The sequence below is a fragment of the Allobosea sp. P5_A5 genome (genome assembly GCF_056400625.1).
In genome coordinates this window covers 514,137-538,755 of record NZ_JBFUKY010000001.1, presented here as the reverse complement: position 1 = coordinate 538,755, position 24,619 = coordinate 514,137, and the positions used below count along the sequence as shown (strand labels likewise).

Sequence of the window (24,619 nt, the reverse complement as noted above, 5' to 3'; positions counted from 1 at the left end):
GCGGCTCGGAGCGGTTCCGGGTTCGGCGAGCGTCGACTGGCCAGGCGCCGGGCGAGGGTTACGAGTCGGGACGAATGAAGGTTTCGGGGTTCGATCGCGCAAGTCAGGGAGGCCGATTTCTCGGCCCCGCGATCGATTCCTTCCGGGCTCGGCGTTCGACCGTCCGGCGCTTCACAGGAATGCTTGGAGTTCGCCTTTCTGACGCCGAAGTTTTCGCGTCTGCTGCGGCTTGGACGAAGGACGACGATACGACTGCGTCGCTGTCCGGGTGCAGTCGGGTTGGCACTGCCGGGGGCAGTGTCGTGATTTCCCAGGAGGGGCGGTCGAAAACCATCGCGATGCGGATATCTGAGATCACGATAGCTTGCGTTTTGCTGAGTCTCGGCGTTCTTCAAGCCAGCCGGGCTCAGGACTTCGCGAACGGGCAGCCCCTGCTGCCCCCGCGGCCGATCCCGGGCATCGCCCTCCCGGAGCCGGGCGATCCGGCTCCTGCGTCTCCGCTGGCAGGCGCGGCCACCGTCGCGCCGGGACCGAATACCCCCACTGCTCACACAGCCCTACCGATGATGCCCTTCACCAGCGCACGCGATGCCTTGCGCGCCTGGATGCGCGATTCCTCCGCGGGCGACCAAGTCGGTGCGGTGCGGGCTTTGGAATATGCGGCCTCGCAAGGTCATGTCGCGGCCCAGTTCAAGCTTGGCCGCATGTATGCGGGCGGCGAGGGCGTGCCCGCCAACGACCTCAAGGCCTTCGAGTATTTTTCCAAGATCGCGGATGAAAATGCCGACGCGGTGCCTGGCACGGCCCAGGGCCGGATGGTCGGCAATGCCTTCGTCGCTCTCGGCGGTTATTTCAGCGATGGCATCAAGGGCAGCTATGTGAAGCCCAATCCCGACCGCGCCTTCGACATGTTCCACTATGCCGCTTCCTATTTCGGCGATCCGGACGGCCAGTACAATCTTGCCCGGCTCTACATGAAGGGGCAGGGCACGAATCGCGATCCGCGCCAGGCCGCGCGCTGGATGAAGCTTGCGGCCGAGAAAGGCCATGCCCCGGCCCGTGCCGCATTCGGCGAAATGCTCATACGTGGCGGCGAGGGCGTGCCGCGCCAGCCGGTCCTCGGTTTGATGTGGCTCGCCATGGCGCGCGAAGGCGCCGATCCGGTTCGCGAGACTTGGATCATCGAACGCCACGATGCGGCTTTCGCCGCTGCCTCGGCGCCGGATCGCGCCGCCGCTCTGGCGATGATCGAGCGCCAGCAAATGACCGGCACCCCCGTGGACCAGCGGGTTCCCGTCGAGCAGCGCTGACAGGCCTGGATCGGTCAGGCGCCGCCGCGCTCAGTTGAGCTCGATCAGAACCGGCACATGGTCCGAGGGCTTGTCCCAGCCACGGACATGCTTGGCGATCTGCACGCCGCCGAGGCGGTCTGCCGCTTGTGGCGACAGCAACAAATGGTCGATCCGGACGCCGTTGTTCCGCTGCCAGGCGCCGGCTTGGTAATCCCAGAACGTATAGAGCCCCGCCGCATCGGTCGTGGCACGCAGCGCTTCCGTCAATCCCAGATTGAGCAGGTTCCGGAAGGCGTCGCGCGTCTGCGGCAGGAACAGCGCGTCGCTGACCCAGGCACCGGGATCGCGCGCGTCCCGCTGGTCGGGAATGACGTTGTAGTCGCCCGCGAGTACCAGCGGCTCCTCCTGCTGCAGCAGCATGGCGGCATGGGCCGTCAATCGCTTCATCCAGTTAAGCTTGTAGGGATATTTCTCGGTGTTCGGCGGATTGCCGTTGGGCAGATAGATTGAGGCCACCCGCACGACGCCGGCGCCGAAGGGCAGCACGCCTTCGATATAGCGCGCCTGCTCGTCGCCATCGTCACCCGGCAGACCCCGGCGGACATCCTCGAGTTTGTCGCGGCTGATGATGGCGACGCCATTGAACGTCTTCTGGCCATGGGTCTCGACCTGCCAGCCCGCCGCTTCGATCTCGGCGCGCGGAAAATCGGCATCGACGCATTTGATTTCCTGAAGGCACAGCGCATCGAGCTGGGCTTCCTGCAGGAATTCGAGCAGATGGCCGAGGCGCTGTCGGACAGAATTGACGTTCCAGGTGGCGACACGCACGAAACCGCTCCAATCGGCCGCGACCGCGACCCCTGTTTCTGTTCAGCCCGAACCGATGCGCGGCACGGCAGGCCGCTGACCACGACACGCTTCGGAAGCACCCAGGATAAACGGCACGATCGCAGTCATGGCAAGCCCGTCCGATTCTGCGGCTTGGGACTGAACCAAGCCGGCATTGCCGGGCATCCAGCCGTCGTCTCAACCCAAAAAAGCCCCCCGCCGAAGCGGGGAGCTTGATGACAAACCACGAAGCCTGGTCGATCAGGGGCAGGAACGGATGACGCCGCCATTGCCGATATAGGTGCCGGTTTCGGGGTTGTAGGTCCGGAAGCGGCTCGAGCAATAGGCGACGGCGTCGGTGTCCTCGACCCCGTAGCCATAGGCGGGGGCCGGATAGGCGTAAGCGGGGCGGGGTGCGGCAAGAGCGCCCGCCGCCAGAGCGCCACCGATGATGCCCGCCGCAACGCCAGCGCCGACCGCCGGCCCACGACGCCAGCCGCCGCCATAACCATAGCGCGGGCCATAGCCGTAGCGCGGACCGTAACCATAACGGCGCCACTGCACGGTTTCGACAAGCGGAGCCTTGGCAGCATTTTCGAGCACCGCGGAAGCCGGTGCGAGCGGCGCCGCAGAAGCCGGAACCGTGACAGCGGCTGTGCCAGCCATCGCGGCGGCAATGAGGAAGGTCTTGACCATCAGAAAACTCCTTTACGCGTCAATGCGGGTGGAGGGCCGCATGTTCCTCTCGATCACGCGGAATTTAGCGGGTCATCGCGCGCGATGAAAGAGCGGCGGCTGGCGGAGCCGTCATGGCGCGGTCACATCGCGTCGGCTTGGGTCTCGACTACCGGGCCAACTTGCGCATCGGCAATGATGCCGCCATCTAGCGTTGCATCGCACCATCCGTACCAATTCAGAGGACATTGCCCGCACCATGGCCCAATCCGGCACCCCCATCCATAGCGCGCCTCTCGGCCCGATGAAGCCGCTGCCAGCGCTGATCTTCGGGAGCCGCTGGCTGCAATTGCCGCTCTATCTCGGTCTCATCGTCGCCCAATGCGTCTATGTCTTCCTGTTCATCAAGGAACTCTACCATCTCGTCACGCACGCCTTCGAGTTCACCGAGCAGCAGATCATGCTTGTGGTGCTGGGCCTGATCGATGTGGTGATGATCTCCAACCTGCTGATCATGGTCATCATCGGCGGCTACGAAACCTTCGTTTCGCGCCTGCGACTTGAGGGGCACCCCGATCAGCCGGAATGGCTCAGCCACGTCAATGCGAGCGTTCTCAAGATCAAGCTGGCGATGGCGATCATCGGCATCTCGTCCATCCACCTGCTGCGGACGTTCATCGAGGCCGGTAACATCGGCGGCCTCGGCCGCACCACGAACTACACGGAATCGGGGGTGCTGCTGCAGACCCTGATCCACGTCGTCTTCATTCTCTCGGCCATCGGCATCGCCTGGGTCGACAAGATGACCTCCGCGCCCGCCAGGGGGCACTGACGCAGTCGAAAAGCGTCATTCTCGGGCGCCGCGCAGCGGTGACCCGAGAATCTCATGACGAAGAGGTACTCGTTTCCGAGATGCCCGGGTCAAGCCCGAGCATGACGAGCGCAAAAACCCCTACTGTCCGCGCTCGCTGCGCGCCGCGAAGCGGATCGCTTCCTCGGCGGCGCGGAAGAGCGCCTTGGCCTTGTTGGCGCACTCCTCCTGCTCGGACGCGGGGTTCGAATCGTAGACGATGCCGGCGCCGGCCTGGACATGCATCTTGCCATCCTTGACCACGGCCGTCCGCAGCACGATGCAGGTATCCATCTCGCCGTTCGCGCCGAAATAGCCGATGCAGCCGGCATAAGCTCCGCGCGCGTCGCGCTCCAGCTCGTCGATGATTTCCATCGCCCGGACCTTCGGTGCGCCGGAGACGGTGCCTGCTGGAAATCCCGCGATCAATGCCGCGAGCGAATCGTGCTTCCGATCGATCCGCCCCTCGACGTTCGAGACGATGTGCATCACCTGGCTGTAGCGCTCGACGAAGAAGGAATCGGTCACCTTCACCGTGCCGATTTCGGCGACGCGGCCGACATCGTTGCGGCCGAGATCGAGTAGCATCAGGTGCTCGGCTCGCTCCTTGGGATCGGCCAGCAGCTCGGCCGCCAACGCCTCGTCCTCGCCCGGCGTCGCGCCGCGACGGCGCGTTCCGGCGATCGGGCGGATGGTGACGGTGTCGTCGCGCAGTCGGACCAGGATTTCGGGACTGGAGCAGACGATTTGGAAGTCGGCGAAGTCGAGATAGGACAGGAAAGGCGAGGGGTTGACCCGCCGCAGCGCCCGGTAGAGCGCGAAGGGCGGCAGAGCGAACGGGGCCTCGAAACGCTGCGAGAGCACGACCTGGAAGATGTCGCCGGCGCGGATGTACTCCTTCGCCTTCGCGACCATGGCGAGGTACTCGTCCTCGCTCGTATTCGAGGTGGTCATCGGCTCGGGCAGGGCGGCGATGTCGATCTCGGCCTCGACGGGGAGGGCGCCTTCCAGAGCTCGGGCGACCGCCTCGATCCGCTCCTGCGCCCGCTCATAGGCATGGCGCGCGGCGATGCCAGGCTGGTGACGCACCGGGGTGACCAGATGGATCTCGTCGCGCACCGCATCGAACACAGCCATCAGCGTCGGCCGCGTCAGGATCGCGTCGGGAACGCCCGTGCCGGTCTCTTTCGGCTCGGGCAGGCGCTCCATCAGTCGCACCATGTCGTAGCCAAGATAGCCGAAGACGCCGGCCGCCATCGGCGGCAATCCGTCGGCGTCCGGGATGAAGCTCTCCTCCAGCAGCGCCCGCAGGCTCTCGAACGCCGGGCGCGGATCGTCGAGGAAGCTGTCCCCCAGCGCCGGTCGGCAGATCGAGGCGACGCCGCGATGGCAGCGCCAGATCAGGTCCGGCTCCAGCCCGATCATCGAGTAGCGCCCGCGCACGGCGCCACCCTCGACCGATTCGAGCAGGAAGGCCGGGCCGCTCGTCGCATGCCGCAGCTTCAGGAAGGCCGCGACCGGCGTCTCGCAATCGCCGACGAGCACGCGCGTGAGAAGCTGCGGAGCGCCGCTCTCATAAGCCTTCGCGAAGCGCTCGAACTCCTGGAAGCCCTCCATCGTCAATTCTGCGTGCCTCCGGTGGCATTGCGGAAGGCGGCCTCGTTGATGCTGGTGCCGAGTTCGGCCTGGCGGCGCGAGACGTATTGGAGAAGCATGTCGTCGGCGATATTGCCGGAGAGGGCCTTCACGAAATTCTCGGCCTCCTGCGTCGTGCGGACATAAGGCGCCGTCGTCGCCGAATCGACCTTGAACAGGATGCGGCCGCCATCAGCGCCGGCTGCCGAGCCGCTCTTGCCGGCATAGGTGCCGAAGATCTGTGTCACGACGCCACCCGGCAGTTCGGGACGCTGATCCTGGCGGCCGAGATCGCTCGCGGTCTCGACGGTGAGGCCGGCCGAAGCGGCCACGGTGTCGAAGGCCTCGCCTTTGTCGAGGCGCTGGGCCAGTTCGCGTGCCTTGGTCGAGAGCTTCGAGGAGGTCTCGTCGGCGCGCCATTGCTGCTCGACGTCGGCCTTCACCTCATCGAAGTTGCGCTCGCGCGCGGGATCGATCTTGCTCACGTCGAACCAGACATAGCCACCATTCTGCGGCAGGCGGATCGCCTCGTTGTCGACGCCGAGATCGGACGCGAAGATGGCGCGCAGCGTCGCGTCGCCGCCGGGCAAAGCCTCTTCCTTGGTCCCGTCGGGCTTGATCATCGCCTGGCTGATCGGGCCGGCGCTGCGCAGTTCTATGCCGAATTGCTTGGCGATCTCGGCGAGCGGCTTCGCCGAGGCGCGCTCGTCCTCGATCTTGTCGTGCAACTCGGTGATGCGGCTGGACGCGCGGCCGGTCGCGACCTCTTTCCTGACCTCGTCGGCGACCTCCTCGAACGGTCGCACATGCTGCGGATCAACCTTGGTCACCCGCAGCAGCACCGTGCCGAACGCGCTCTTCACCGGCGCGCTGACGCCCTCCGGCTCGAGCGCGAAGGCCGCGTCGCGAACGGCGGGATCGAAAATCTGGTCGCGGGTGAAGGTGCCCAGCGTCAGGTCGGCGAAGGCGACATTCCGTTCGGTCGCGACTTCGTCGAAGGTCTCTCCGCCATCGATCTTCGCCTTGGCAGCCTTCGCGTCGTCCTCGTTCGGAAACGCGATCTGCTGGAGGGTACGGGTCTCGACCGTCGTATAGCGGGCCTTGTCGGCCTCATAGCGCGCCTTGGCCTCGGCATCCGTGACCTTGGCGGGATCAGCCAGGGCGCCGGCGGTCAGAGCCAGCATGGAGGCGGTGCGATATTCCGGCGCGCGGAACGCGATCTTGCGCTCGTTGAAGAACGTCGTGAGTTGGTCCTGGGTCGGCGCGGCGATCTCGCCAGCCGCGCTGGCGGGCATCCGCGCGAAGGTGATGGCCCGCTTTTCATTACGCAGGCGGCTGCCGATTTCCTGCAGCGCGACGGGCACGGTGAAGCCGCCTGTGACCATCTCCGACAGCTCCTGGCGCAGGACAGCCTGGCGCTGGATCGCGACATAGCTCTGTTCGGTATAGCCGTTCGTGCGCAGCAATTCGTTGAAGCGCGCCGCCGAGAACTGGCCCGCTGCATCCCTGAAGACCTGGTCGTCGAAGATCAGGTTGCGGATCGTCTCGTCGGAGACCGCGAGGCCCATCGACTTCGCGGTCTGGTCCAGCGTCGCGTCGGCGAGCAGGCGCGACAGCACCTGCCGGTCCAGTCCGAGCGCACGCGCGGCCTCCGGCGAGATCGGGCGGCGCTGCTGGCGCGTGAGGTTTTGGATCTCGTTTTGATAGGCGGTGCGGGTCTGCTCGACGCCGATCTCGGTCTGGCCGACCTTCGCCACCTCGTTGCGGCCATAGCCACGGAAGATGTCGCCGACACCCCAGATCGCGAACGAGCCGATGAGGACGCTGAACATGATGGCGATGATGGTCTTTCCGATGACCCCCTGTCCCGCCTTGCGGATGCCCTGCATCATCATGAAAGCTGTCTTTCCCTGAACCTGTTCGCGGGGCCCGTAGAGCCCGCGCGCGAATTTGTCGGCGCTGCTTATAGGAACCGGCGCCGAAAGCCGCAATCGTCGTGCGGCCGCAGCCTCGGTGCCGGTCCAGGCCTTGTCATGCGATTGCGGCGGCGGGCGGGCGTTGGTACAGCCGAACCTGCAGATTTCCGAACCTGCAGGTTTTGGAGGAACGACGTGACGCGCAGCATCAGGCCGCTGGTTGCAGGCAACTGGAAGATGAACGGGCTCAAGGCCGATCTCGCCATCATGGCGGAGATCGCGAAAGGCTACGATGCCGGTCTGAAAGCCGCCGTGGATCTCGCCATCTGCCCCCCGGCGACGCTGCTGTTCACCGCCACCGCCGCCTTGATCGGCTCGCGCATCGCGACAGGCGGGCAGGATTGCGGCATCGAGCCATCCGGAGCCTTCACCGGAGAAGTCTCGGCCGGAATGCTCGCCGATGCCGGTGCGAGTTTCTGCATCGTCGGCCATTCAGAGCGGCGGACGATTCATGGCGAAAGCAATGCGACGGTGCAAGCCAAGGCGGCCGCGGCGCGCAAGGCGCTCCTCGTGCCAATCGTCTGCGTTGGCGAGACGCGTGAGGAGCGTGAGGCCGGCAAGGCTCTGGCCGTCGTGCGCAAGCAGCTCAAGAGTTCGATTCTCGAAGGCCTCGACGGCGGCAGCCTGGTCGTAGCCTATGAACCGGTCTGGGCGATCGGCACGGGCCTGACGCCGACAGTCGACGACGTCGCCGAAATGCATGCTTTGCTTCGCGCCGACCTCGCCCGCATCGTCGGCAGGCAGGCGGCAGCAGGCGTTCGGTTGCTCTATGGCGGATCGGTCAAGCCTTCCAACGCAGCTGAGCTGATGAACGTCGCGCATGTCGATGGCGCGCTTGTCGGCGGCGCGAGTCTCAAGGCGGCGGATTTCCTCGCCATCGCCAAGGCCTGCGCGGCTTGAGGGCCCAAGGCCTACGCGGGCTAAAGGTAGGGCCTGCACGGGCCGAGGACGGGCGAGGACTGCGAGGGGTGGCGTGCCGGGAATGCGCATGCTATTGCCGCGCCGAATTCGCCTCGATTATGAGGAGGAGCGGACGGCCCTTGGTGGCGGCCCGCGCCATGCCCATTTCGTGAGACCATGCAGAACGTTCTGATCGTCATCCACCTGATCATCGTCGTCGCGCTCGTCGGCGTCGTGCTGCTGCAGCGCTCCGAAGGGGGCGGGCTGGGCATGGGCTCTGGCGGCGGCGGTGCCGGTGGCTTCATGACGGGGCGCGGCCAGGCCAATGCCTTGACGCGAGCCACCGCAATCCTCGCCGGCCTGTTCTTCCTGACTTCGATCGTGCTGGCGGTCGTAGCCAATCGCGGCCGGGTGCAGCGCTCGATCATCGATGGTGCGCCTGCGACGACCGCGCCGGCCAATCCCTCGGCCCCGGCTTCACCGAGCGCGCCCAATGCTGGCGGCGTGCTCGATCAGCTGCGCCAGATGCAGAACCAGAATCAGGGTGGCGCGCAGCCGCCGACTCCATCGGCGCCCGCGCCGCAGCAGTAGTACAGGGCGGGGCCGGGAAACCGGCCCTTCTCTTTAGAGGTGAGAGCGGGCCGGGAAACCGGCCTTCTCTTTTGTGGACAAGCGCTCAGGGCAGGGCGGGACTGCACCGCAAGTGTCTAGCGAATCGAACCCGTAGCGATAAAGGTGACCTCCCATGACGCGGTATGTTTTCATCACCGGCGGCGTGGTGTCCTCGCTCGGCAAAGGCCTGGCGGCGGCGGCTCTCGCGGCCCTTCTTCAGGCGCGCGGCTACAAGGTCCGCCTGCGCAAGCTCGACCCCTACCTCAATGTCGATCCGGGCACGATGAGCCCGTATCAGCATGGTGAGGTCTTCGTCACGGATGACGGCGCCGAGACCGACCTCGACCTCGGCCATTACGAGCGCTTTACCGGCCGGCCCTGCAATCGGGGCGACAACATCACCACCGGTCGCATCTACATGGACATCCTGACCAAGGAGCGGCGCGGCGACTATCTCGGCGCAACCATCCAGATCGTCCCGCACGTCACCAACGCGATCAAGGAGTTCGTGCTCGACGGCAACGAGGATTACGACTTCACGCTGATCGAGATCGGCGGCACCGTCGGCGACATCGAGAGCCTGCCGTTCCTGGAGTCGATCCGGCAGGTCAACCAGCAGCTGCCGCGCGGTCAGTGCATCTTCATCCATCTGACGCTGCTGCCCTATATTCCGACCGCAGGCGAGCTGAAGACCAAGCCGACCCAGCATTCGGTCGCCGAGCTGCGGTCGATCGGCATCCAGCCCGATATCCTGCTCTGCCGCACCGACCGCGAAATCCCGCGTGAGGAGCGCCGCAAGCTTGCGCTGTTCTGCAATGTCCGCGAGACGGCGGTGATCGAGGCCCGCGACGTCGCCTCGATCTACGATGTACCGCTGTCCTATCACGCGGAAGGGCTCGATAACGAGGTGCTGGCCGCCTTCGGGCTCGACGCCTCGGCCGAGCCGGACGTCTCGAACTGGACCCGCATTTCCGAGCGGGTGAAGAACCCCGAAGGCGAAGTCACCATCGCCGTCGTCGGTAAATACACCGGCATGAAGGACGCCTATAAGTCGCTGATCGAGGCTCTGACCCATGGAGGCATCGCCGCGAACGTCAAGGTCAACCTCGACTGGATCGAGTCCGAGGTCTTCGAGAAGGAGGACCCGACGCCGTTCCTCGATCATGTCCACGGCATTCTTGTGCCGGGCGGCTTCGGTCATCGTGGCGCCGAGGGCAAGATCAAGGCTGCGACCTTCGCCAGGCAGCGCAAAGTGCCGTATTTCGGCATCTGCTTCGGCATGCAGATGGCGGTGATCGAGGCGGCGCGCTCGCTCGCCGGTATCGAAAACGCGAATTCGACCGAGTTCGGCCCGGCGCAGGAGCCGGTCGTCGGCCTGATGACGGAGTGGATGCGCGGCAACGAGCTGGAGCAGCGCGCTTCGAATGGTAATCTCGGCGGCACGATGCGGCTCGGCGCCTATGCATCGAGCTTGGCGGAAGGGTCCAAGATCGCGCAGATTTATGGCTCGACCGAGATTTCGGAGCGGCACCGCCATCGTTACGAGGTCAATATGGGCTATCGCGACAAGCTCGAGGCCAAGGGCATGCGCTTCGCTGGCCTCTCGCCAGATGGTCTGCTGCCAGAGACGGTCGAATATCCCGACCACCCCTGGTTCATCGGCGTTCAGTATCACCCCGAGCTGAAATCACGCCCGTTCGAGCCGCACCCGCTCTTCGCCAGCTTCATCGAGGCGGCAAAGGCGCAAAGCCGGTTGGTCTGACGGCACGACGTCGCATGGGGTGGCGCAGCTGCCCTTGCGCTTGCTAGGCTTGGCGGCCCTGCTTCGACGGAGCCTGCCATGACTGCCACCGTTTACAGCCCCCGCGGCCTCGACCATCTCGTCATCGGCGTTCGCGATCTCGACGCCGCCGGCGCGTTCTATGAACGGCTCGGCTTCAGGGTCGGCAGCCGCAACCGGCACCCCTGGGGCACCGAGAACCGCATCGTCCAGTTTCCGGGCGCGTTTCTGGAACTGGTGACGATCGGCGACCCAGGTGCGATTCCGCCGCATGCCGAGCGCAGCTTCTCGTTTGGTGCGTTCGTGCGCGACGCTCTGGCGGGGCAGGGCGAGGGGTTGGCGATGCTCGTTCTCGAGAGCCGGGACGCCAAGGCCGATGCCGCCGAGTTCCAGGCAGCGGGCATCGGCGATTTCGTCCCGTTTTTCTTCGAGCGCCAAGGCAAGCGACCTGACGGGACCGCGGTCCGCGTCGCGTTCGAACTCGCCTTCGCGGCCGATCCCCGCGCGCCGGAATGCGGTTTCTTCACCTGCCAGCAGCTCGAACCGCAGAATTTCTGGAATCCCGATTTCCAGCAGCACCCGAATGGGGCGACGGGGCTCGCCGCTGCCGTTATGCTGGCGGAGGAGCCAGCCGCGCACCGCGCGTTCCTGACCGCCTTCACGGGCAGTGCCGAGGTGATGGAAGGCAACGAGGACTATATCCTCGCTTTGCCGCGCGGGCGCCTCGATGTCCTCGACCCCGAGGCCGCGCGGGCTGCCTATCAGCTCGAACCGGAAACGACGCCTGCTCGCTTCCTCGGCTTCTGTGTCGGGGTATCCGATGTCGAGGCCATTGCTACCCGGTTGGAGACGGCTGGCATCCCCTTCATCCGGGGCGAAGAGCGCGTCTTCATCCAGGCTCAGGACGCGATGGGCTGCCTGATCGCCTTCGAGCCGGCGTAAAGCCGGGGGAGAGTTGGCGGGAGCTGGGCCGCTCACCCGGACGATCTCAGGCGGCAGAACCCCCACGCTCTGCCGGCAGGGATGCCAGCAAGCCGATCAGCGCCCGGTCGTGGAGCACCACCATGCGCTCTTTCGGCTTCAGCCAAATCGCGGCATCCTCGATTGCCTCCGCGTCGACGAGCTTGGCCTGTGCAACGGCGCGGTCCGGCTCGACCTCGCCGCGACGACGGGGCTGCGCGTCCGGCAGCATCAGCTCGTGGGCGTGGCGCAGCTCGGCATCGGCATGGAGCGCGGTCATGGCGTCCGCATCGTCGAAGCCGGCTGCGGCGAATTCAGCTTGAAGTGCGTTGGCACGCAGCGCGATTGGTGGTGGCTCGCCTTCCTCCGGCGTCAGCAGTAGCTTGTGGCGCTTCAGCCAGAGCCCGATCGCAAGCTGGCCCGAAGCCCAGGACAGCGGGATCGCCAGCACCAAGCCGACGATCGTGGGCGACATCCAGGCGAAGAGCGACGTCGCGATCATGAACGCCGAAAGGCCGGCGATGAGGCCAAGCGCCGTATGGGTGCGGTGCCGGCGCACGATGTCCTTCATGGGGATCGATCCGTCGTCGCGCCGCTGCGGATTCCAGCCGGTGTCGCGTCCGAGCAGGATCTGGAAGACCGAGCCCGACTGGATCAGCATCATGATCGGCGCGAAGAAGGCAGAGAACAGCACTTCGATCAGCGCCGAGACGATCAGGCGGATGGCGCCTCCGCCAGCCCTGCGCAAGCGCGTCCGAAACAGCGTCAGCAGGAGCCCGAAGACTTTCGGCGCCAGCAGGATCGCCATGGTCAGCGCGAAAAGCCGCAAGGCGCGCTCCGGATCGAATCGCGGCCAGACCGGGAAGAGCGTAAACTCCTGCGTGAAGTACTCGGGCCGCGCATAATTCACCTGCAGCACGATCAGGATGCCGACCACGAGCTGCATCAGCCAGAAGGGCGAGGCGAGATAGCCCATGATGCCGGTGGCGAAGTGCTGACGTGTCGGCGAGACGAAGCCCTTCGCGCCGATGACGCGCGAATGCTGGAGATTGCCTTGCGCCCAACGCCGGTCGCGGACGGAGACATCGATCAGCGAGGGCGGGCTTTCCTCGTAGGAGCCCGTCAGGTCCGGCAGCATGTAAACCGACCAGCCGGCACGCCGGATGAGCGCCGCCTCGACGAAATCATGCGAGAGCACATGGCCGCCGAAGGGCGGCTTGCCCTTGAGATCCGGCAGGCCGCAATGGTCGGCGAAGGCCTTGGTGCGGATGATCGCGTTGTGGCCCCAGTAATTGCCGTCGCGGCCCGACCACATCGCCAGCCCCGTGGCGATGACGGGTCCGTAGACGCGCGCGGCGAATTGCTGGAGCCGGGCGAAGAAGGTGTTCCGGTTGATGATCAGCGGCAGCGACTGGATGATGCCGGCATCGGGATCGGCCTCCATCGCGGCGGCGAGGCGCACGATGCAGGTGCCGGTCATCAGACTGTCGGCGTCGAGCACCACCATTTGCTCGTAATGCCCACCCCAGCGCGTGACGAAGTCGGCGATATTGCCGGCCTTGCGATGGTGGTTCTTCGGGCGATGGCGATAATACAGCCGCGATTGGGGTCCGATACGCTCGCGCAGGGCCAGGAAGGCACGCTCCTCGGCGATCCAGATGTCCGGGTTGGTCGTGTCCGAGACGATGAAGTAATCGAAATGCGCGCCGAGCCCCGTTGCCTCGACGGATTCCCGGATGGCGGCGACCGCCGCAAAAGTCCGCGCCGAGGATTCATTGTAGATCGGCATCACGACGACGGTGCGATGCTGCAAGGTGTCGGCATGGGGCGCCTTGCCGGCACCCATCAGCACGCCGAAAAAGCCCAGCACAGCGCTGGTGAAGGCAAGCGCGATCCACGAGAAGTTGATCGTGAACAGCACCAGCAAAACGTACTGCAGCGACGTCGTGCGGCTGACAGACACGACATGGTACATTTCCCACGCGCCATAGGCCGTGAGCGCCAGGCCACCGCCGAAGACGAAAAGCCGCTTCAGCCAGGGCGTCGTCCAGTTTCCCGGTGCGGCGGGGCTGCGACGCTCCGCCTTGTTCCACACGCGAAACGACTGGACCGGCATGACCAGCCGGCTTTCCGGCGGCGTCGCGGGTTCGTGGGCCGGATTGTAGCGCATCTCGGACGCCGCTGCCTCCGGGCGCAGCTCGCTCACCACGTCCATCGGTTCAACCAGGTCTCGGAAATGGGCTGATTGCCCGATTGCAGGACGAGTCTGAGCTCGCAAAGGGTGTCGGTGCCGGGGTCGATCTCGAAGCCGACGCGCATCAGCTTGCGCTCAGGATAGGGCCAGATGCGAACATTCTGGACGGTCCCGGGCTGGCTCGTGATCATCGCCTTGGTCGAGGCGACGAGCGCGGGATCGGCGAGCTTGTCGCCAGCGAACTCGACGACGAAACGGCGGCGGCGCCCTTGCGAGCCCTTGCCTTGACGCATGCGGGTCGCGATGGCGAGGTCCGGCCGCTCCGGCGGCTGCCAGCACCAGGCCTGCCGGTAGTTGACGGTGGTTTCGCTGCCGGCGGCCAAAGGCTGCTTTGGCCGCCAATACATGATGACGTTGTCGTTCTGCTCGGAATCGCTGGGAATTTCGATGAGCTGGACGGAGCCGGCGCCCCAATCGCCCAGCGTCTCCATCCATACGCTGGGGCGCGATTCGAAGCGCTGGTCGTCGTCGGAGAAGGCGGCCGGGTCGCGCTCGCGCTGGACCAAGCCGAACCCCTTGGGATTGTCGTCCACGAAAGACGAGACTTGAAGCGCGGCCGGGTTGCTGACAGGGCGGTAGATCCACTCGCCGCTGCCGGACTGCATCTGCACGCCGGACACCTCGTAGATCGACGGGCGGATATCATCGAAGGTCCGGCGGCTCTGCGGCCCGGCGAAGAAGGTCCCCATCGCGCAGCCAAAGCCGATATGCTCCAACGCCTGGCGCGCGAACAGCGTGGTCTCGACATCGATGAAGGTGACGTCGCCCGGCCGCAGCGTCAGGCGCACCGCGCCGGCCACGCTTTCGGAATCCATCAGGCCGTGAATGACGAGGGCGGCCGTGGCGGGGTTGGGCCGCTCGATCCAGAACGCCCGGAAGAACGGGATCTCCTCGCCGCGCTGCTCGCCTGGCCGCACGATCAGCGCGCGAGCGATGGAGCCGAAGTTCTGTCCTCGCGCGATCGCCTTGAAGAAGGTCGCGCCCTGGAAGCTTGCCACCTCGAACGGGCGTTCCAGCCCCGTTGAGATACGCATGCCGGAAAACTGCAGATCGGCATTGGTCGAAGGCGGCGTGACGCGGCCATAATCGAACTTGCTGCGATCGAACCCGACCCGGTGAATGACCTCGTCCTCGACGGTGAAGAGGCTGACGGGATTGGAAAAAACATAGCCGCGATGCAGCGGCTCAAGCGTAAAGCCCCGGTTTTCGCCCGCCCAGATCGCGGCGGCCGGCTGAAGCCTGATCCCCTGGAACTGGTCGAAGGGGAGGTTAGTATATCCCTCCGGCAGGTCGGTCGCGTTCAGGGGAATCAGCGGCTTCTGCGCCAGCGCCTTGGCGGCCTCGACCACCTTGGCAGGGTCGAAGCGCTGGCCGTCCGTCAACGTCTGGATGGTGAAGGCGCCGGCGCCCGTCGCGTTCTGCGCGGCGGCCGAGCCCGCTATCGACATGGCAGCGGCCCCGCTGGCCGCCGCTTCGAGAAATTGCCTGCGATTCAACGACTTCGACATTTTACCCAACTGCGCAGGGCGACGCCCTCGCCCTCCGCGCTTCTAGAGCATTTCCAATGGAGCTGGAAGGAGTCGGCACGCGAAAACGGCGTCGTTTTCGCCACGGCGCATGGCTCGGCCGCATGACCCCCTTCAATCTCCGCGATGACTTTGGCAAAAGCCGCGCGGATCGGCTATCCACTGCGCCTGCAACACCCGCATGCATGGAATTGTAGGCACGACCTTGGTCTCGCCTGATGGGAAACGATAAAGATGACGGAAATGCAGTCCGGCCGCTCCTGCCTCGCCATCATTCTGGCGGCAGGCGAGGGGACGCGGATGAAATCCGCCCGGCCGAAAGTGCTGCACGAGGTGGGAGGCCGTTCTCTGCTGGGCCATGCGCTCGCAGCTGTGGCGGACGCCGGCGCGCAATCTGTCGTCGTGGTCGTTTCGCCCGGGCGTCCCGAGGTTGGGCAGGAGGCGCAGCGCCGTCTTCCGGGTACTTCGCTCGCCCACCAGCATGAACGACGCGGCACCGCGCATGCCGTGCTGGCGGCGCGGGAAGCGCTCGCGCAGGGTTACAACGACATCATCATCGCCTTCGCCGACACGCCGCTCGTCAGGCCGGAAACCTTCGTCGCGCTGCGGGCCGAGCTTGCCGGCGGCGCGGCCGTTGCCGTGCTCGGTTTCGAGGCCGGAAATCCCGCCGGCTATGGCCGGCTGGTCGAGCGTGACGGCCAACTCGAAGAGATCGTCGAGGACAAGGATGCGACGCCCGCGCAGCGCGACATCACACTGTGCAATGCCGGCCTCATGGCGCTTAGCGGAGAGCACGCCCTGGCGATCCTCGAGGCGATCGGCGACGACAACGCCCAACGCGAATTCTATCTGCCCGACGCCGTCGCGGTGGCACGCACTCGGGGACTCAATGCCACAGTGATCCGCGCCCCTGAAAACGAGGTTCAAGGTGTCAACGATCGCGCTCAGCTCGCTACCGCGGAGGCCGAGTTCCAACGCCGCAAACGCCTCGCCGTCATGGCGGAAGGCGCCACGCTGATCGCACCCGAAACCGTGTTCTTCAGCTTCGACACCCAGGTCGGTCGCGATGTGGTGATCGAGCCGAACTGTGTCTTCGGGCCCGGTGTTAGCATCGCCGACGGCGCCGTGATCCACGCCTTTTCGCATCTGGAGGGAGCCGAGGTCGGTCCTGCCGCGAACGTCGGGCCGTTTGGCCGCCTCCGGCCAGGTGCGAAGCTGGCGGAGAAGGCCAAGGTGGGCAATTTCGTGGAGATCAAGGCGTCCGAGATCGGCGTCGGCGCCAAGGTCAGCCACCTCACCTATATCGGCGATGCATCGGTAGGCGCCGGCGCGAATATCGGAGCCGGAACGATCACCTGCAACTACGACGGTTTCTTCAAAGCGAGGACGACGATCGGGGCAGGGGCTTTCGTGGGGTCGAACTCCTCGCTCGTCGCGCCCGTCACGATCGGCGAGAACGCCTATATCGGCTCTGGCTCCGTCGTCACGGAAGACGTCGCCCCGGATGCGTTGGCGGTCGGCCGCGCCCGGCAGGTCGAAAAGCCGGGCTGGGCCGCGCGCTTCCGCGCGGTGGCGTCCGCGCGCAAGGCGAAGAAGGCGGCGCCGTAGCGCTGTCGGGCCGCACAGCCACCGTTCACAGTTCGTCACGCAGATTGATTAGGTGGCGGCGCATTTCGCGTTTATGCGCTTCCCCATCGTCAGGTTTGGAGAGTTCGCATGTGCGGCATCGTCGGGATCCTCGGCAAGGAGCCGGTCGCGACCCAGGTCGTCGAGGCGCTGCGGCGGCTCGAATACCGCGGTTACGATTCGGCTGGCGTCGCCACGCTCGAAGCCGGGCAGCTGGTGAGGCGGCGCGCCGAAGGTAAGCTGAAGAATCTCGAAGTTCGCCTTTCCAGCGAGCCGCTCGATGGAATGATCGGGATTGGCCATACCCGCTGGGCCACCCATGGCAAGCCCAACGAGGTCAACGCCCACCCGCACGCCACGAAAAAGCTCGCCGTTGTCCATAACGGCATCATCGAGAATTTCCGCGACTTGCGGGCCGAGCTGCAGGCTGACGGCTACGTCTTCGAAACCGAAACCGACACCGAGATCGTCGCGCATCTCGTCACCCGCGAGCTCGATCGCGGCAAGACGCCGGTCGATGCCGTCGCAGCGAGTCTGCCGCGGCTGCATGGGGCCTTCGCGCTCGCTTTCCTGTTCCAGGGTGAGGAAGACCTGCTGATCGGCGCCCGGAAGGGATCGCCGTTGGCGGTCGGTATCGGCGAAGGCGAGATGTATCTGGGCTCCGACGCGCTCGCGCTCGCGCCCTTCACCAATCTCATCGTCTATCTCGAAGAGGGCGACTGGGCGGTGCTGCATCGCAGCGGCGCGACCTTTTACGACAAATCGAACACCATCGTGGAGCGCCGTGCCCAGCGCGTCGCGGCCGGCGCCTTCCTGGTCGAGAAGGGCAACCATCGCCACTTCATGGCCAAGGAGATCTACGAGCAGCCCGAGGTCGTCGGCCACACCCTGACGCAGTATCTGGACATGGCGGCCGGCAAGGTGCGGTTGCCGTTCGGTGACAAGATCGATTGGGCCGGCCTGTCGCGCCTGACGATCAGCGCCTGCGGAACATCTTTCTATGCCGGGCTCATCGCGAAATACTGGTTCGAGCGGCTGGCCCGCTTGCCGGTGGAGATCGATGTTGCCTCCGAGTTCCGTTATCGCGAAGCGCCGCTGCCGCAAAACGGCCTGTCGCTGTTCATCTCCCAGTCCGGCGAAACCGCTGATACGCTGGCGGGCCTGCGTTATGCACGCCAGAACGGGCAGGGCATCCTGTCGATCGTGAATGTGCCGACCTCGACGATCGCTCGCGAGAGCGACGCGGTCGCGCAGACGCTCGCCGGACCGGAAATCGGTGTCGCCTCGACGAAGGCCTTCGTCTGCCAGCTGGCGGTGTTCGCCTCGCTCGCGCTCGCGGCCGCGCGGGCTCGCGGCACGCTGACCGCCGAGGACGAGGCGCGTCATGTCCAAAACATGATCGCGCTGCCCGGCCTGATGGCCCGCGCACTCGAGCTGGAGCCGCAGATCGAGCAGCTGGCGCGCGAGCTGTCGAAGGCCCGCGACGTGCTTTATCTCGGGCGCGGCACCAGCTTCCCGCTGGCGCTGGAAGGCGCGCTGAAGCTCAAGGAAATCAGCTACATCCACGCCGAGGGCTATGCGGCGGGCGAGCTGAAGCACGGGCCGATCGCGCTGATCGACGAAGCGATGCCCGTCATCGTCGTGGCGCCCCATGACGCATTGTTCGAGAAGACCGCGTCCAACATGCAGGAAGTCGCGGCACGCGGCGGCCGTATCATCCTGATCACCGACGCCAGGGGCGCCGCCGAATGCGGCATCGAGCCCGAGGCGACGATCGTGATGCCGGATATGGACCCGACTTTCGCGGCGATCGTTTACGCGCTGCCGATCCAGATGATCGCCTATCAAACGGCGGTTTTCATGGGCAAGGACGTCGACCAGCCGCGCAACCTCGCGAAATCCGTCACGGTCGAGTGAGGCGAGGGCGCCATCGCGCGCCTCTTATCGCGGGTTTGCAGGTGCGCTGACCGTTAGGACGCCATCGCATCCGGCATCAGGCTTGGCGCTCGCCAGCACCGCGCCGCATGAGTGGGGCTGAGCGGGACGAAGTCCGGCACGTCGCGTGCGCACATCTCGATAAAATCGCTGCAGCGGGGCCCGAAGGCGCAGCCGGCGGGTGGGTCTGCCAGATCGGGCGGCGAACCGGGGATCGCAGTCAGTCGCTCGTCCCTGCCGAGCGTAGTGTGGGCACGTGAGGCGAGCAGCCCGCGTGTATAGGGATGCGCGGGGTTGCGGATGACATCCCGGCACGAGCCGTTCTCAACGATGCGCCCGGCATACATCACAGCGATCCGGTCGGCGACCTCGACGGCGACGCCGATATCGTGGGTCACGAAAACGATGGCGAGGCCGAATTCTCGCTGGAGCTCCCGCAGCAGCAGCAGAACCTGAATCTGCACGGTGGCGTCGAGAGCCGTCGTCGGCTCGTCGGCCAGCAGCACTTTGGGGCGGCAGGCCAGCGCGAGTGCGATCATGGCGCGCTGGCGCATACCGCCCGACATCTCGTGGGGGAAATTATCGAGCCGGCGCTCCGGAGAGGGAATGCGGACGCGCTCGAACAGTTCGAGCCCGCGCCGGCGGCCTTCCGCGCGCGAGACACCCTCATGCCGCATCACCGTCTCGGCGATCTGGTCGCCGATGCGATAGACGGGATCGAAGGCAAGGCCGGGGTCCTGGAAGATCATCGAGACGGTCTTGCCGCGATAGGCGCGCAAGGCGCTGGGCGAGAGCGCCAGCACATCCTCGCCATCGACCTTGATGGAGCCGCCGATCCTCGCGGATTTCGGATGGAGCCGCATCAGCGCCCGCAAGGTCACGCTCTTGCCGGAGCCGGATTCGCCGAGGAGCGCCACGGTCTCGCCCGGCTTCAGCGAGAGATCGACGCCGCAGACGGCGCGCACCATGCCGCGTCCGGCCGCGAAATCGACAGTCAGGTCCTTGGCTTCGACGATCGGGGCTGTGCTGCTCATGCGGCGAGCCTCGGATGGCCGGAAGCAGGGTTGACCAGATGGCAGGCCGCCAGATGCTGCGGGCTGGCTTCGGCCAGTTTTGGTTCGGCATGGCTGCACACCGCCGAGGCCAGCTTGCAGCGAGGGTGAAACCGGCAGCCGCTCGGTGGGTCGATCGGGTTCGGCGGATCGCCGGTGAGCGGTGCTTCCTCGGTCAGATTGTCGGGATCCATCGAGGGCATCGAGGAGAGCAGGGCGGCCGTATAGGGATGGCCCGGCTGCCGGAAGATCGGCTCGGAGGGGCCGACTTCCGCGACCTTGCCAAGATACATCACCATGATCCGCTCCGACATGAAGCGCACCACGTTCAGATCATGGGTGATGAACATATAGGTCAGGCCGAAATCGCGCTTGAGGTCGAGCAGCAGGTTGAGGACCTGGGCCTCGACCGATTTGTCCAGCGCCGAGACAGCCTCATCCAGGATCAGCAGGCGCGGGTTCAGCGAGAGTGCGCGGGCGATGTTGACGCGCTGGCGCTGGCCGCCGGAAATCTCGTGCGGGTAGCGCCCCGCGAAGCGGCGCGGTTCGAGACCGACGCGATGGAGCAGGTCGTGCGCCACGGCGATCGAGGCCGTCGCGGAAGCGCCATGGATGCGCGGGCCGAAGGCGACCGTGTCCTCGACCGTGAGTCTGGGGTTGAGCGAGGCGTAGCTGTCCTGGAACACCATCTGGACCTGACGGCGAAAGGCCTTGAGATCGAGCGCCGCCGAGCCGACCTTCTCGCCGTCGAACAGAATTTCGCCGGCATCGGGCGCGATGATCTGCATTACCAGCCGGGCGGTCGTCGATTTGCCGCAGCCGGATTCGCCGACGATGCCGAGCGTCTCCCCCTTGGCGATGATGAAGTCGACGCCGTCGACGGCGCGGACAATGCCGCTCGGCCTGCCGAAAAGGCTGCGCTTGCCGCCGAAATGCTTGACCAGCCCGCGCACGTCGAGCAGCGGCGTCCCGGCGCCGCCGCGGTCTCGCGGGTCCTGCGTCGAGGCGCTCATTGCCGCACCTCCATCGCGCTTCGCAACCCGTCGGAGAACAGATTGAAGGAAATCGAGGTGACGAAGATCATGGCGCCCGGCAAGGCGGCGACCAGCGGCTGGCTGTAGATCGCCGTGCGCAGGGTGTTCAGCATCAGCCCCCATTCGGGCTCGGGCGGCTTCACGCCGAGCCCGAGAAAGGAAAGGCCGGAAGACAGGATCATCGCGACGCTGATCAGGCTGGTCGCATAGACGAAGATGGGCCCGAGCACGTTGCCGAGAACATGGACACGCACGATGGTCAGCATGCCCGCCCCCGATATGCGGGCCGCCTCGACGAAATCGCGGTTGCGCGTCTGGGTCGTCACGGATTCCGCGATGCGCGCGATCTGCGGCACGAACACGACGGTCAGCGACACGATCGAGTTGAGGATCCCGGCACCCAGCGCGCCCGAAAGCGCGATGGCCAGCAGCACCGAGGGAAACGCGAAGAACACGTCGATGACGCGCATCACCAGGGTGTTGATCCAGCCCCCGACATAAGCCGCGAAGATGCCGATCGACGAGCCGACGACGAAGGCGAGAATGACCGGCGTCACCCCCATGAAAAGCGAGAGCCGGCCGCCATAGATCAGGCGCGTCAGCATGTCGCGACCCAGTTCGTCTGAGCCGAACGGATAGTTCGGCGTGCCGATCGGCCGCAGCCGTCGCGCCATCGCCCCGCGGAAGGGGTCTGCGGCCGTGACGTAGGGCGCAAAGATCGCAGCGAGCACGATGAGCAGAATCACGGCCAGCGCGAACATCGCGACAGGGTCGCGCACCAGCCTACGGCCGACGCTCGACCAGTATCCCTCGCTCCTCACGGGTTTCACCGTGACCATGGCGCCGGCTTCGATGCTGGTCATAAAGGTCAACCCCGCTGGATGCGTGGATCGAGCGCGGTCTGAACCACGTCGACGATGAGGTTGAGGCCGACAAAGAACAGCGCCAGCACGAGGATCGTCCCCTGCAGCAAGGGAAGATCCCGCTGGAAGATCGCGGTATTGAGCAGGAAGCCCGTCCCCGGCCAGGCAAAGACCGTCTCGATCAGGATCGACCCTCCGAGCAGGTAGCCGAGCTGCAGGCCCATCACGGCGAGCGCGGTCGGCGCGGCGTTGCGCACGACATGCTTGAACACGCCCCACTCGCCCATGCCCTTTGCGCGCAGAGCCTGGACGAACTCCTGCGAGAGAATATCGGCGACCAGAGCGCGCACCGTGCGCGCGATGATCCCCATCGGGATCGCCGACATCGTGATCGCCGGCAGGATGATGTAGCTCAGATGCTCGGCGTCGAAGCGCCAGGCGGCCGAGCCGCCGGGGCCTGCCCCGGTCGCCGGCAGCCAGCCGAGCTCCGCCGAGAAGACGATCACCGTGACCATGCCGAGCCAGTAATGTGGCACGCTGACGCCAAGGATGGAGATCAGCGAAGCGACCCTGTCGAGGACACTGCCGCGAAAATAGCCGGCGACGAAGCCGAAGAAGGTGCCGAACCCGAAGCCGATCAGCGTCGCCAGCGAGGCTAGGATCAGCGAGTTTCCGACGGCGCGACCGACCTCCGACACCACGGGGCGGCCGGACGCGATCGAGGCGCCGAGATCGCCGTGCAGCACCTTCCAGAGCCAGAGCCCGTATTGCACCGGCAGCGGCTTGTCGAAGCCATAGGCGACCCGCATCTCCGCCTGCTGCGCGGCGGTGGCATCGATCGGCATGATCGCGGTCAGCGGGTCGCCGGGTGCGAGATGAACCAGCAGGAAGCAGACGATGCTGACGCCGAAGGCGACAGGCAGAACATAGACGAGGCGCTTCAGGGCATAGAGGAGCAAGGGTCACCTCCGGCGACAAGGCGCAGCCCCGCGAGGCGGCTGCGCCGGCGCGGTTTCACTTGTCCATCGTGATCGGCGAGAAGTCCTGGAACCAGTTCTGCGCCTGGACGAAACCCTTCACCTTGGGAGTCATCGCCCGTGGGTTGACGTCGTGCGTCACCATCAGGAACAGCGCGTCGTCGACATATTTCTCGTGGATCTTCTGCAGGATCGCCGTCTGTGCGTTCTGATCGAAGGTGTTTCGCACCTGATCGAACAGCTTGTCCATCTCAGGGTCGCAGTAATAGCCCCAGTTCGTCCCCGCCGGCGGCGCGAGATTGCATTGGAGATGGCGAATAAAGCCGGTGAAGGGATCCTGGATGAAATAGGTGTAGTTCATTCCCGTCGCGCCGCGCGCGCTCGGATCCTTGGCGCCGGCGCGCCAGATGTTGATGAGCTGGTTCCATTCCACCACCTCGAAATCGACCTTGATGCCAATATCGGCGAGGTTCTGCTGCACCATTTCGTTCATCGGCAAGGGCTGCATCTGGCCCGAGCCGGAGGGCGAGATCAGGATCTTGGTGACGAGCGGCTTCTCCGGGGTGTAGCCGGCTTCCTTCATCAGCTTCTTGGCTTCGTCGGGCTTGTATTCGAGCTTGAAGCTGGGCTTGCCGAACCATTGGTGTCCCGGTGGATAGAAGCCCTCGGCCGGGATCATCATGCCGGCGAGCAGCTCCTTCATACCCTCGCGATCAATGGCGAGATTGGCCGCCTTTCGGATGCGGATGTCGTTCCAGGGCGAGCCTTCGACGCGCGAGAGATGCCAGGTCCAGTTATGCGGATAGGCGTTGGTAACGATCGTGAAGCCGGCCGAGATCAGCGATTTCGCCGCATCCGGTGCCGGAGCCTCGATCCAGTCGACCTGGCCTGAACGCAACGCGGCGACACGGGCATTGGCCTCCGGCAGCGGCAGCAGGATCAGCTTGTCGAGCTTGGGAACGCGCGCCTTGTCCCAGTAGTCCGGGTTCGGAACCATCTCGGCCCGCTCGCGCGGCACGAATCCGGTGAGCTTCCAAGGGCCGGTGCCGGAAGGCGACTTGGCGACGTTCTCCCAGCTCTTGCCTTGCTTTTCCCAATTGGCCGGGGAGGACATCAGGATCCAGGCCAGCTGATAGGGCAGGGTGGCATCGGGCGATTTGGTCGTGATCTCCAGCGTCAGCGGATCGATAGCCCGATAGGATGCGACCGCTGGGATGCGCGACTTGCCCTGCGCCGACTGGCGCTGGTCGAATTGCGGCGCATCGTTCTTGAGCAGCTTGTCGAGATTCCAGACCACGTCATCGGCGCTGAAGCCGGAGCCGTCATGAAACTTCACGTCCGGGCGCAGCTTGAAGAGCCACCGGGTCTTGGTGGTATCGGCGGGATCGAGCCCCCAGCTGAGAGCCAGGCCGGGTGTCAGGTCGGACGGCTTCGTCGCGCTCGAAAGGTCCCAATTGATCAGCGCATCATAGACCGTATAGCCCATGAAGCGCATGCCTTCGCCGCCATTGTCGGTTTGGCCCGTGGTCAGCGGAATATCGGAAGCCGTCATGCCGATCCGCAGCGTGCCCTGCGCCCAGGCCGCAGCTTGAAGCGTCGGCAGGATGGCGAGCACGAAAGCGGTCTTGAGAAGGGATCGGCGCATGGAGCTCTCCAGATGGCAGCGATCCATCCGAGCAAGCGTCGTGCCATGGCCTGCGAGGCCTCACGCGGAGTGCCAAAGATCCATCGAGCGACGCCTCACCCGACGCAGTGCAATTATTGGGCAGAAAATGGGGCCTCGATGCAAAAATGCGGCGGTTGTTTGCCTGTAAACAACCTTTTCGCGCTGCCAGCCATCGCCA

General features: G+C 65.5%; 19 protein-coding genes. 8 read left to right on the top strand and 11 right to left on the bottom strand.

From position 1 onward, the window contains the following. Nucleotides 1-563: 563 nt before the first annotated feature. Nucleotides 564-1,310, top strand: a complete 747-nt coding sequence (locus AC1DR6_RS02565; protein WP_476827602.1) for a tetratricopeptide repeat protein — start codon at nt 564-566, stop codon at nt 1,308-1,310. A 30-nt stretch (nt 1,311-1,340) separates the two neighbouring features. Here AC1DR6_RS02565 and xth read toward each other — a convergent pair whose 3' ends face one another. Both xth and AC1DR6_RS02555 read right to left on the bottom strand, forming a co-directional pair. Beyond that, nucleotides 1,341-2,120 carry an exodeoxyribonuclease III gene (gene xth, locus AC1DR6_RS02560; RefSeq protein ID WP_476827601.1) on the bottom strand — a complete coding sequence of 260 codons (780 nt, stop codon included), beginning with the start codon at nt 2,118-2,120 and terminating at the stop codon, nt 1,341-1,343. A gap of 261 nt (nt 2,121-2,381) precedes the next feature. Continuing rightward, the gene (locus tag AC1DR6_RS02555; RefSeq protein WP_476827600.1) at nt 2,382-2,816 is read right to left on the bottom strand and encodes a BA14K family protein; all 435 of its coding nucleotides are present in this window, start codon (nt 2,814-2,816) and stop codon (nt 2,382-2,384) included. A gap of 238 nt (nt 2,817-3,054) precedes the next feature. Here AC1DR6_RS02555 and AC1DR6_RS02550 point away from each other — a divergent pair, with 238 nt between their 5' ends. After that, the gene (locus AC1DR6_RS02550) at nt 3,055-3,627 is read left to right on the top strand and encodes a TIGR00645 family protein (protein ID WP_476827599.1); all 573 of its coding nucleotides are present in this window, start codon (nt 3,055-3,057) and stop codon (nt 3,625-3,627) included. A gap of 120 nt (nt 3,628-3,747) precedes the next feature. Here AC1DR6_RS02550 and trpE read toward each other — a convergent pair whose 3' ends face one another. Together trpE and AC1DR6_RS02540 are read right to left on the bottom strand one after the other, a co-directional pair. Continuing rightward, nucleotides 3,748-5,262: an anthranilate synthase component I gene (trpE, locus tag AC1DR6_RS02545; protein ID WP_476827598.1), complete on the bottom strand. Its 1,515-nt coding sequence runs from the start codon at nt 5,260-5,262 to the stop codon at nt 3,748-3,750. 2 nt (nt 5,263-5,264) lie between these two features. Beyond that, nucleotides 5,265-7,175, bottom strand: a complete 1,911-nt coding sequence (locus AC1DR6_RS02540; protein ID WP_476827597.1) for a SurA N-terminal domain-containing protein — start codon at nt 7,173-7,175, stop codon at nt 5,265-5,267. 216 nt (nt 7,176-7,391) lie between these two features. On the opposite strand from AC1DR6_RS02540, the gene tpiA reads away from it, so the two are divergent. From tpiA to AC1DR6_RS02520, 4 genes are all read left to right on the top strand, one after another. Further along, nucleotides 7,392-8,156, top strand: coding sequence for a triose-phosphate isomerase (gene tpiA, locus AC1DR6_RS02535; protein ID WP_476827596.1), 765 nt, complete (start codon nt 7,392-7,394; stop codon nt 8,154-8,156). 177 nt (nt 8,157-8,333) lie between these two features. After that, nucleotides 8,334-8,747, top strand: coding sequence for a preprotein translocase subunit SecG (gene secG, locus AC1DR6_RS02530; protein WP_476827595.1), 414 nt, complete (start codon nt 8,334-8,336; stop codon nt 8,745-8,747). Nucleotides 8,748-8,901: 154 nt separating this feature from the next. Continuing rightward, nucleotides 8,902-10,530 (top strand): CTP synthase, encoded by a 1,629-nt coding sequence (locus AC1DR6_RS02525; RefSeq protein ID WP_476827594.1) that lies wholly within the window; start codon nt 8,902-8,904, stop codon nt 10,528-10,530. Nucleotides 10,531-10,608: 78 nt separating this feature from the next. After that, a complete protein-coding gene (locus tag AC1DR6_RS02520) occupies nt 10,609-11,490 on the top strand; it encodes a VOC family protein (RefSeq protein WP_476827593.1) in 882 nt (293 codons plus the stop codon). 46 nt (nt 11,491-11,536) lie between these two features. Here AC1DR6_RS02520 and mdoH read toward each other — a convergent pair whose 3' ends face one another. Both mdoH and AC1DR6_RS02510 read right to left on the bottom strand, forming a co-directional pair. Next, nucleotides 11,537-13,678: a glucans biosynthesis glucosyltransferase MdoH gene (gene mdoH, locus AC1DR6_RS02515; protein ID WP_476827798.1), complete on the bottom strand. Its 2,142-nt coding sequence runs from the start codon at nt 13,676-13,678 to the stop codon at nt 11,537-11,539. A gap of 32 nt (nt 13,679-13,710) precedes the next feature. Beyond that, nucleotides 13,711-15,210 (bottom strand): OpgD/OpgG family glucan biosynthesis protein, encoded by a 1,500-nt coding sequence (locus AC1DR6_RS02510; RefSeq protein WP_476827592.1) that lies wholly within the window; start codon nt 15,208-15,210, stop codon nt 13,711-13,713. 321 nt (nt 15,211-15,531) lie between these two features. Between AC1DR6_RS02510 and glmU the strand changes: the two genes are divergently transcribed. Both glmU and glmS read left to right on the top strand, forming a co-directional pair. Continuing rightward, entirely contained in the window at nt 15,532-16,896 is a 1,365-nt protein-coding gene (gene glmU, locus AC1DR6_RS02505) for a bifunctional UDP-N-acetylglucosamine diphosphorylase/glucosamine-1-phosphate N-acetyltransferase GlmU (RefSeq protein ID WP_476827797.1), read from the top strand. 108 nt (nt 16,897-17,004) lie between these two features. Further along, nucleotides 17,005-18,831: a glutamine--fructose-6-phosphate transaminase (isomerizing) gene (gene glmS / locus AC1DR6_RS02500; RefSeq protein ID WP_476827591.1), complete on the top strand. Its 1,827-nt coding sequence runs from the start codon at nt 17,005-17,007 to the stop codon at nt 18,829-18,831. 53 nt (nt 18,832-18,884) lie between these two features. Here the strand turns inward: glmS and AC1DR6_RS02495 are convergent, their stop codons facing one another. The 5 genes from AC1DR6_RS02495 to AC1DR6_RS02475 are packed head-to-tail and all read right to left on the bottom strand — an operon-like array spanning nt 18,885 to nt 24,420. Next, nucleotides 18,885-19,883, bottom strand: coding sequence for an ABC transporter ATP-binding protein (locus AC1DR6_RS02495; protein ID WP_476827590.1), 999 nt, complete (start codon nt 19,881-19,883; stop codon nt 18,885-18,887). Then, a complete protein-coding gene (locus tag AC1DR6_RS02490) occupies nt 19,880-20,914 on the bottom strand; it encodes an ABC transporter ATP-binding protein (RefSeq protein ID WP_476827589.1) in 1,035 nt (344 codons plus the stop codon). The genes AC1DR6_RS02495 and AC1DR6_RS02490 overlap by 4 nt, the downstream gene beginning before the upstream one ends. Further along, on the bottom strand, nt 20,911-21,798 hold the full coding sequence (locus tag AC1DR6_RS02485; protein WP_476827588.1) for an ABC transporter permease: 888 nt from the start codon (nt 21,796-21,798) through the stop codon (nt 20,911-20,913). Before AC1DR6_RS02485 ends, AC1DR6_RS02490 begins: the two co-directional genes overlap by 4 nt. Before the next feature lie 5 nt (nt 21,799-21,803). After that, nucleotides 21,804-22,757 carry an ABC transporter permease gene (locus AC1DR6_RS02480; protein ID WP_476827587.1) on the bottom strand — a complete coding sequence of 318 codons (954 nt, stop codon included), beginning with the start codon at nt 22,755-22,757 and terminating at the stop codon, nt 21,804-21,806. Nucleotides 22,758-22,812: 55 nt separating this feature from the next. Beyond that, a complete protein-coding gene (locus tag AC1DR6_RS02475) occupies nt 22,813-24,420 on the bottom strand; it encodes an ABC transporter substrate-binding protein (protein WP_476827586.1) in 1,608 nt (535 codons plus the stop codon). Nucleotides 24,421-24,619 lie beyond the last annotated feature (199 nt).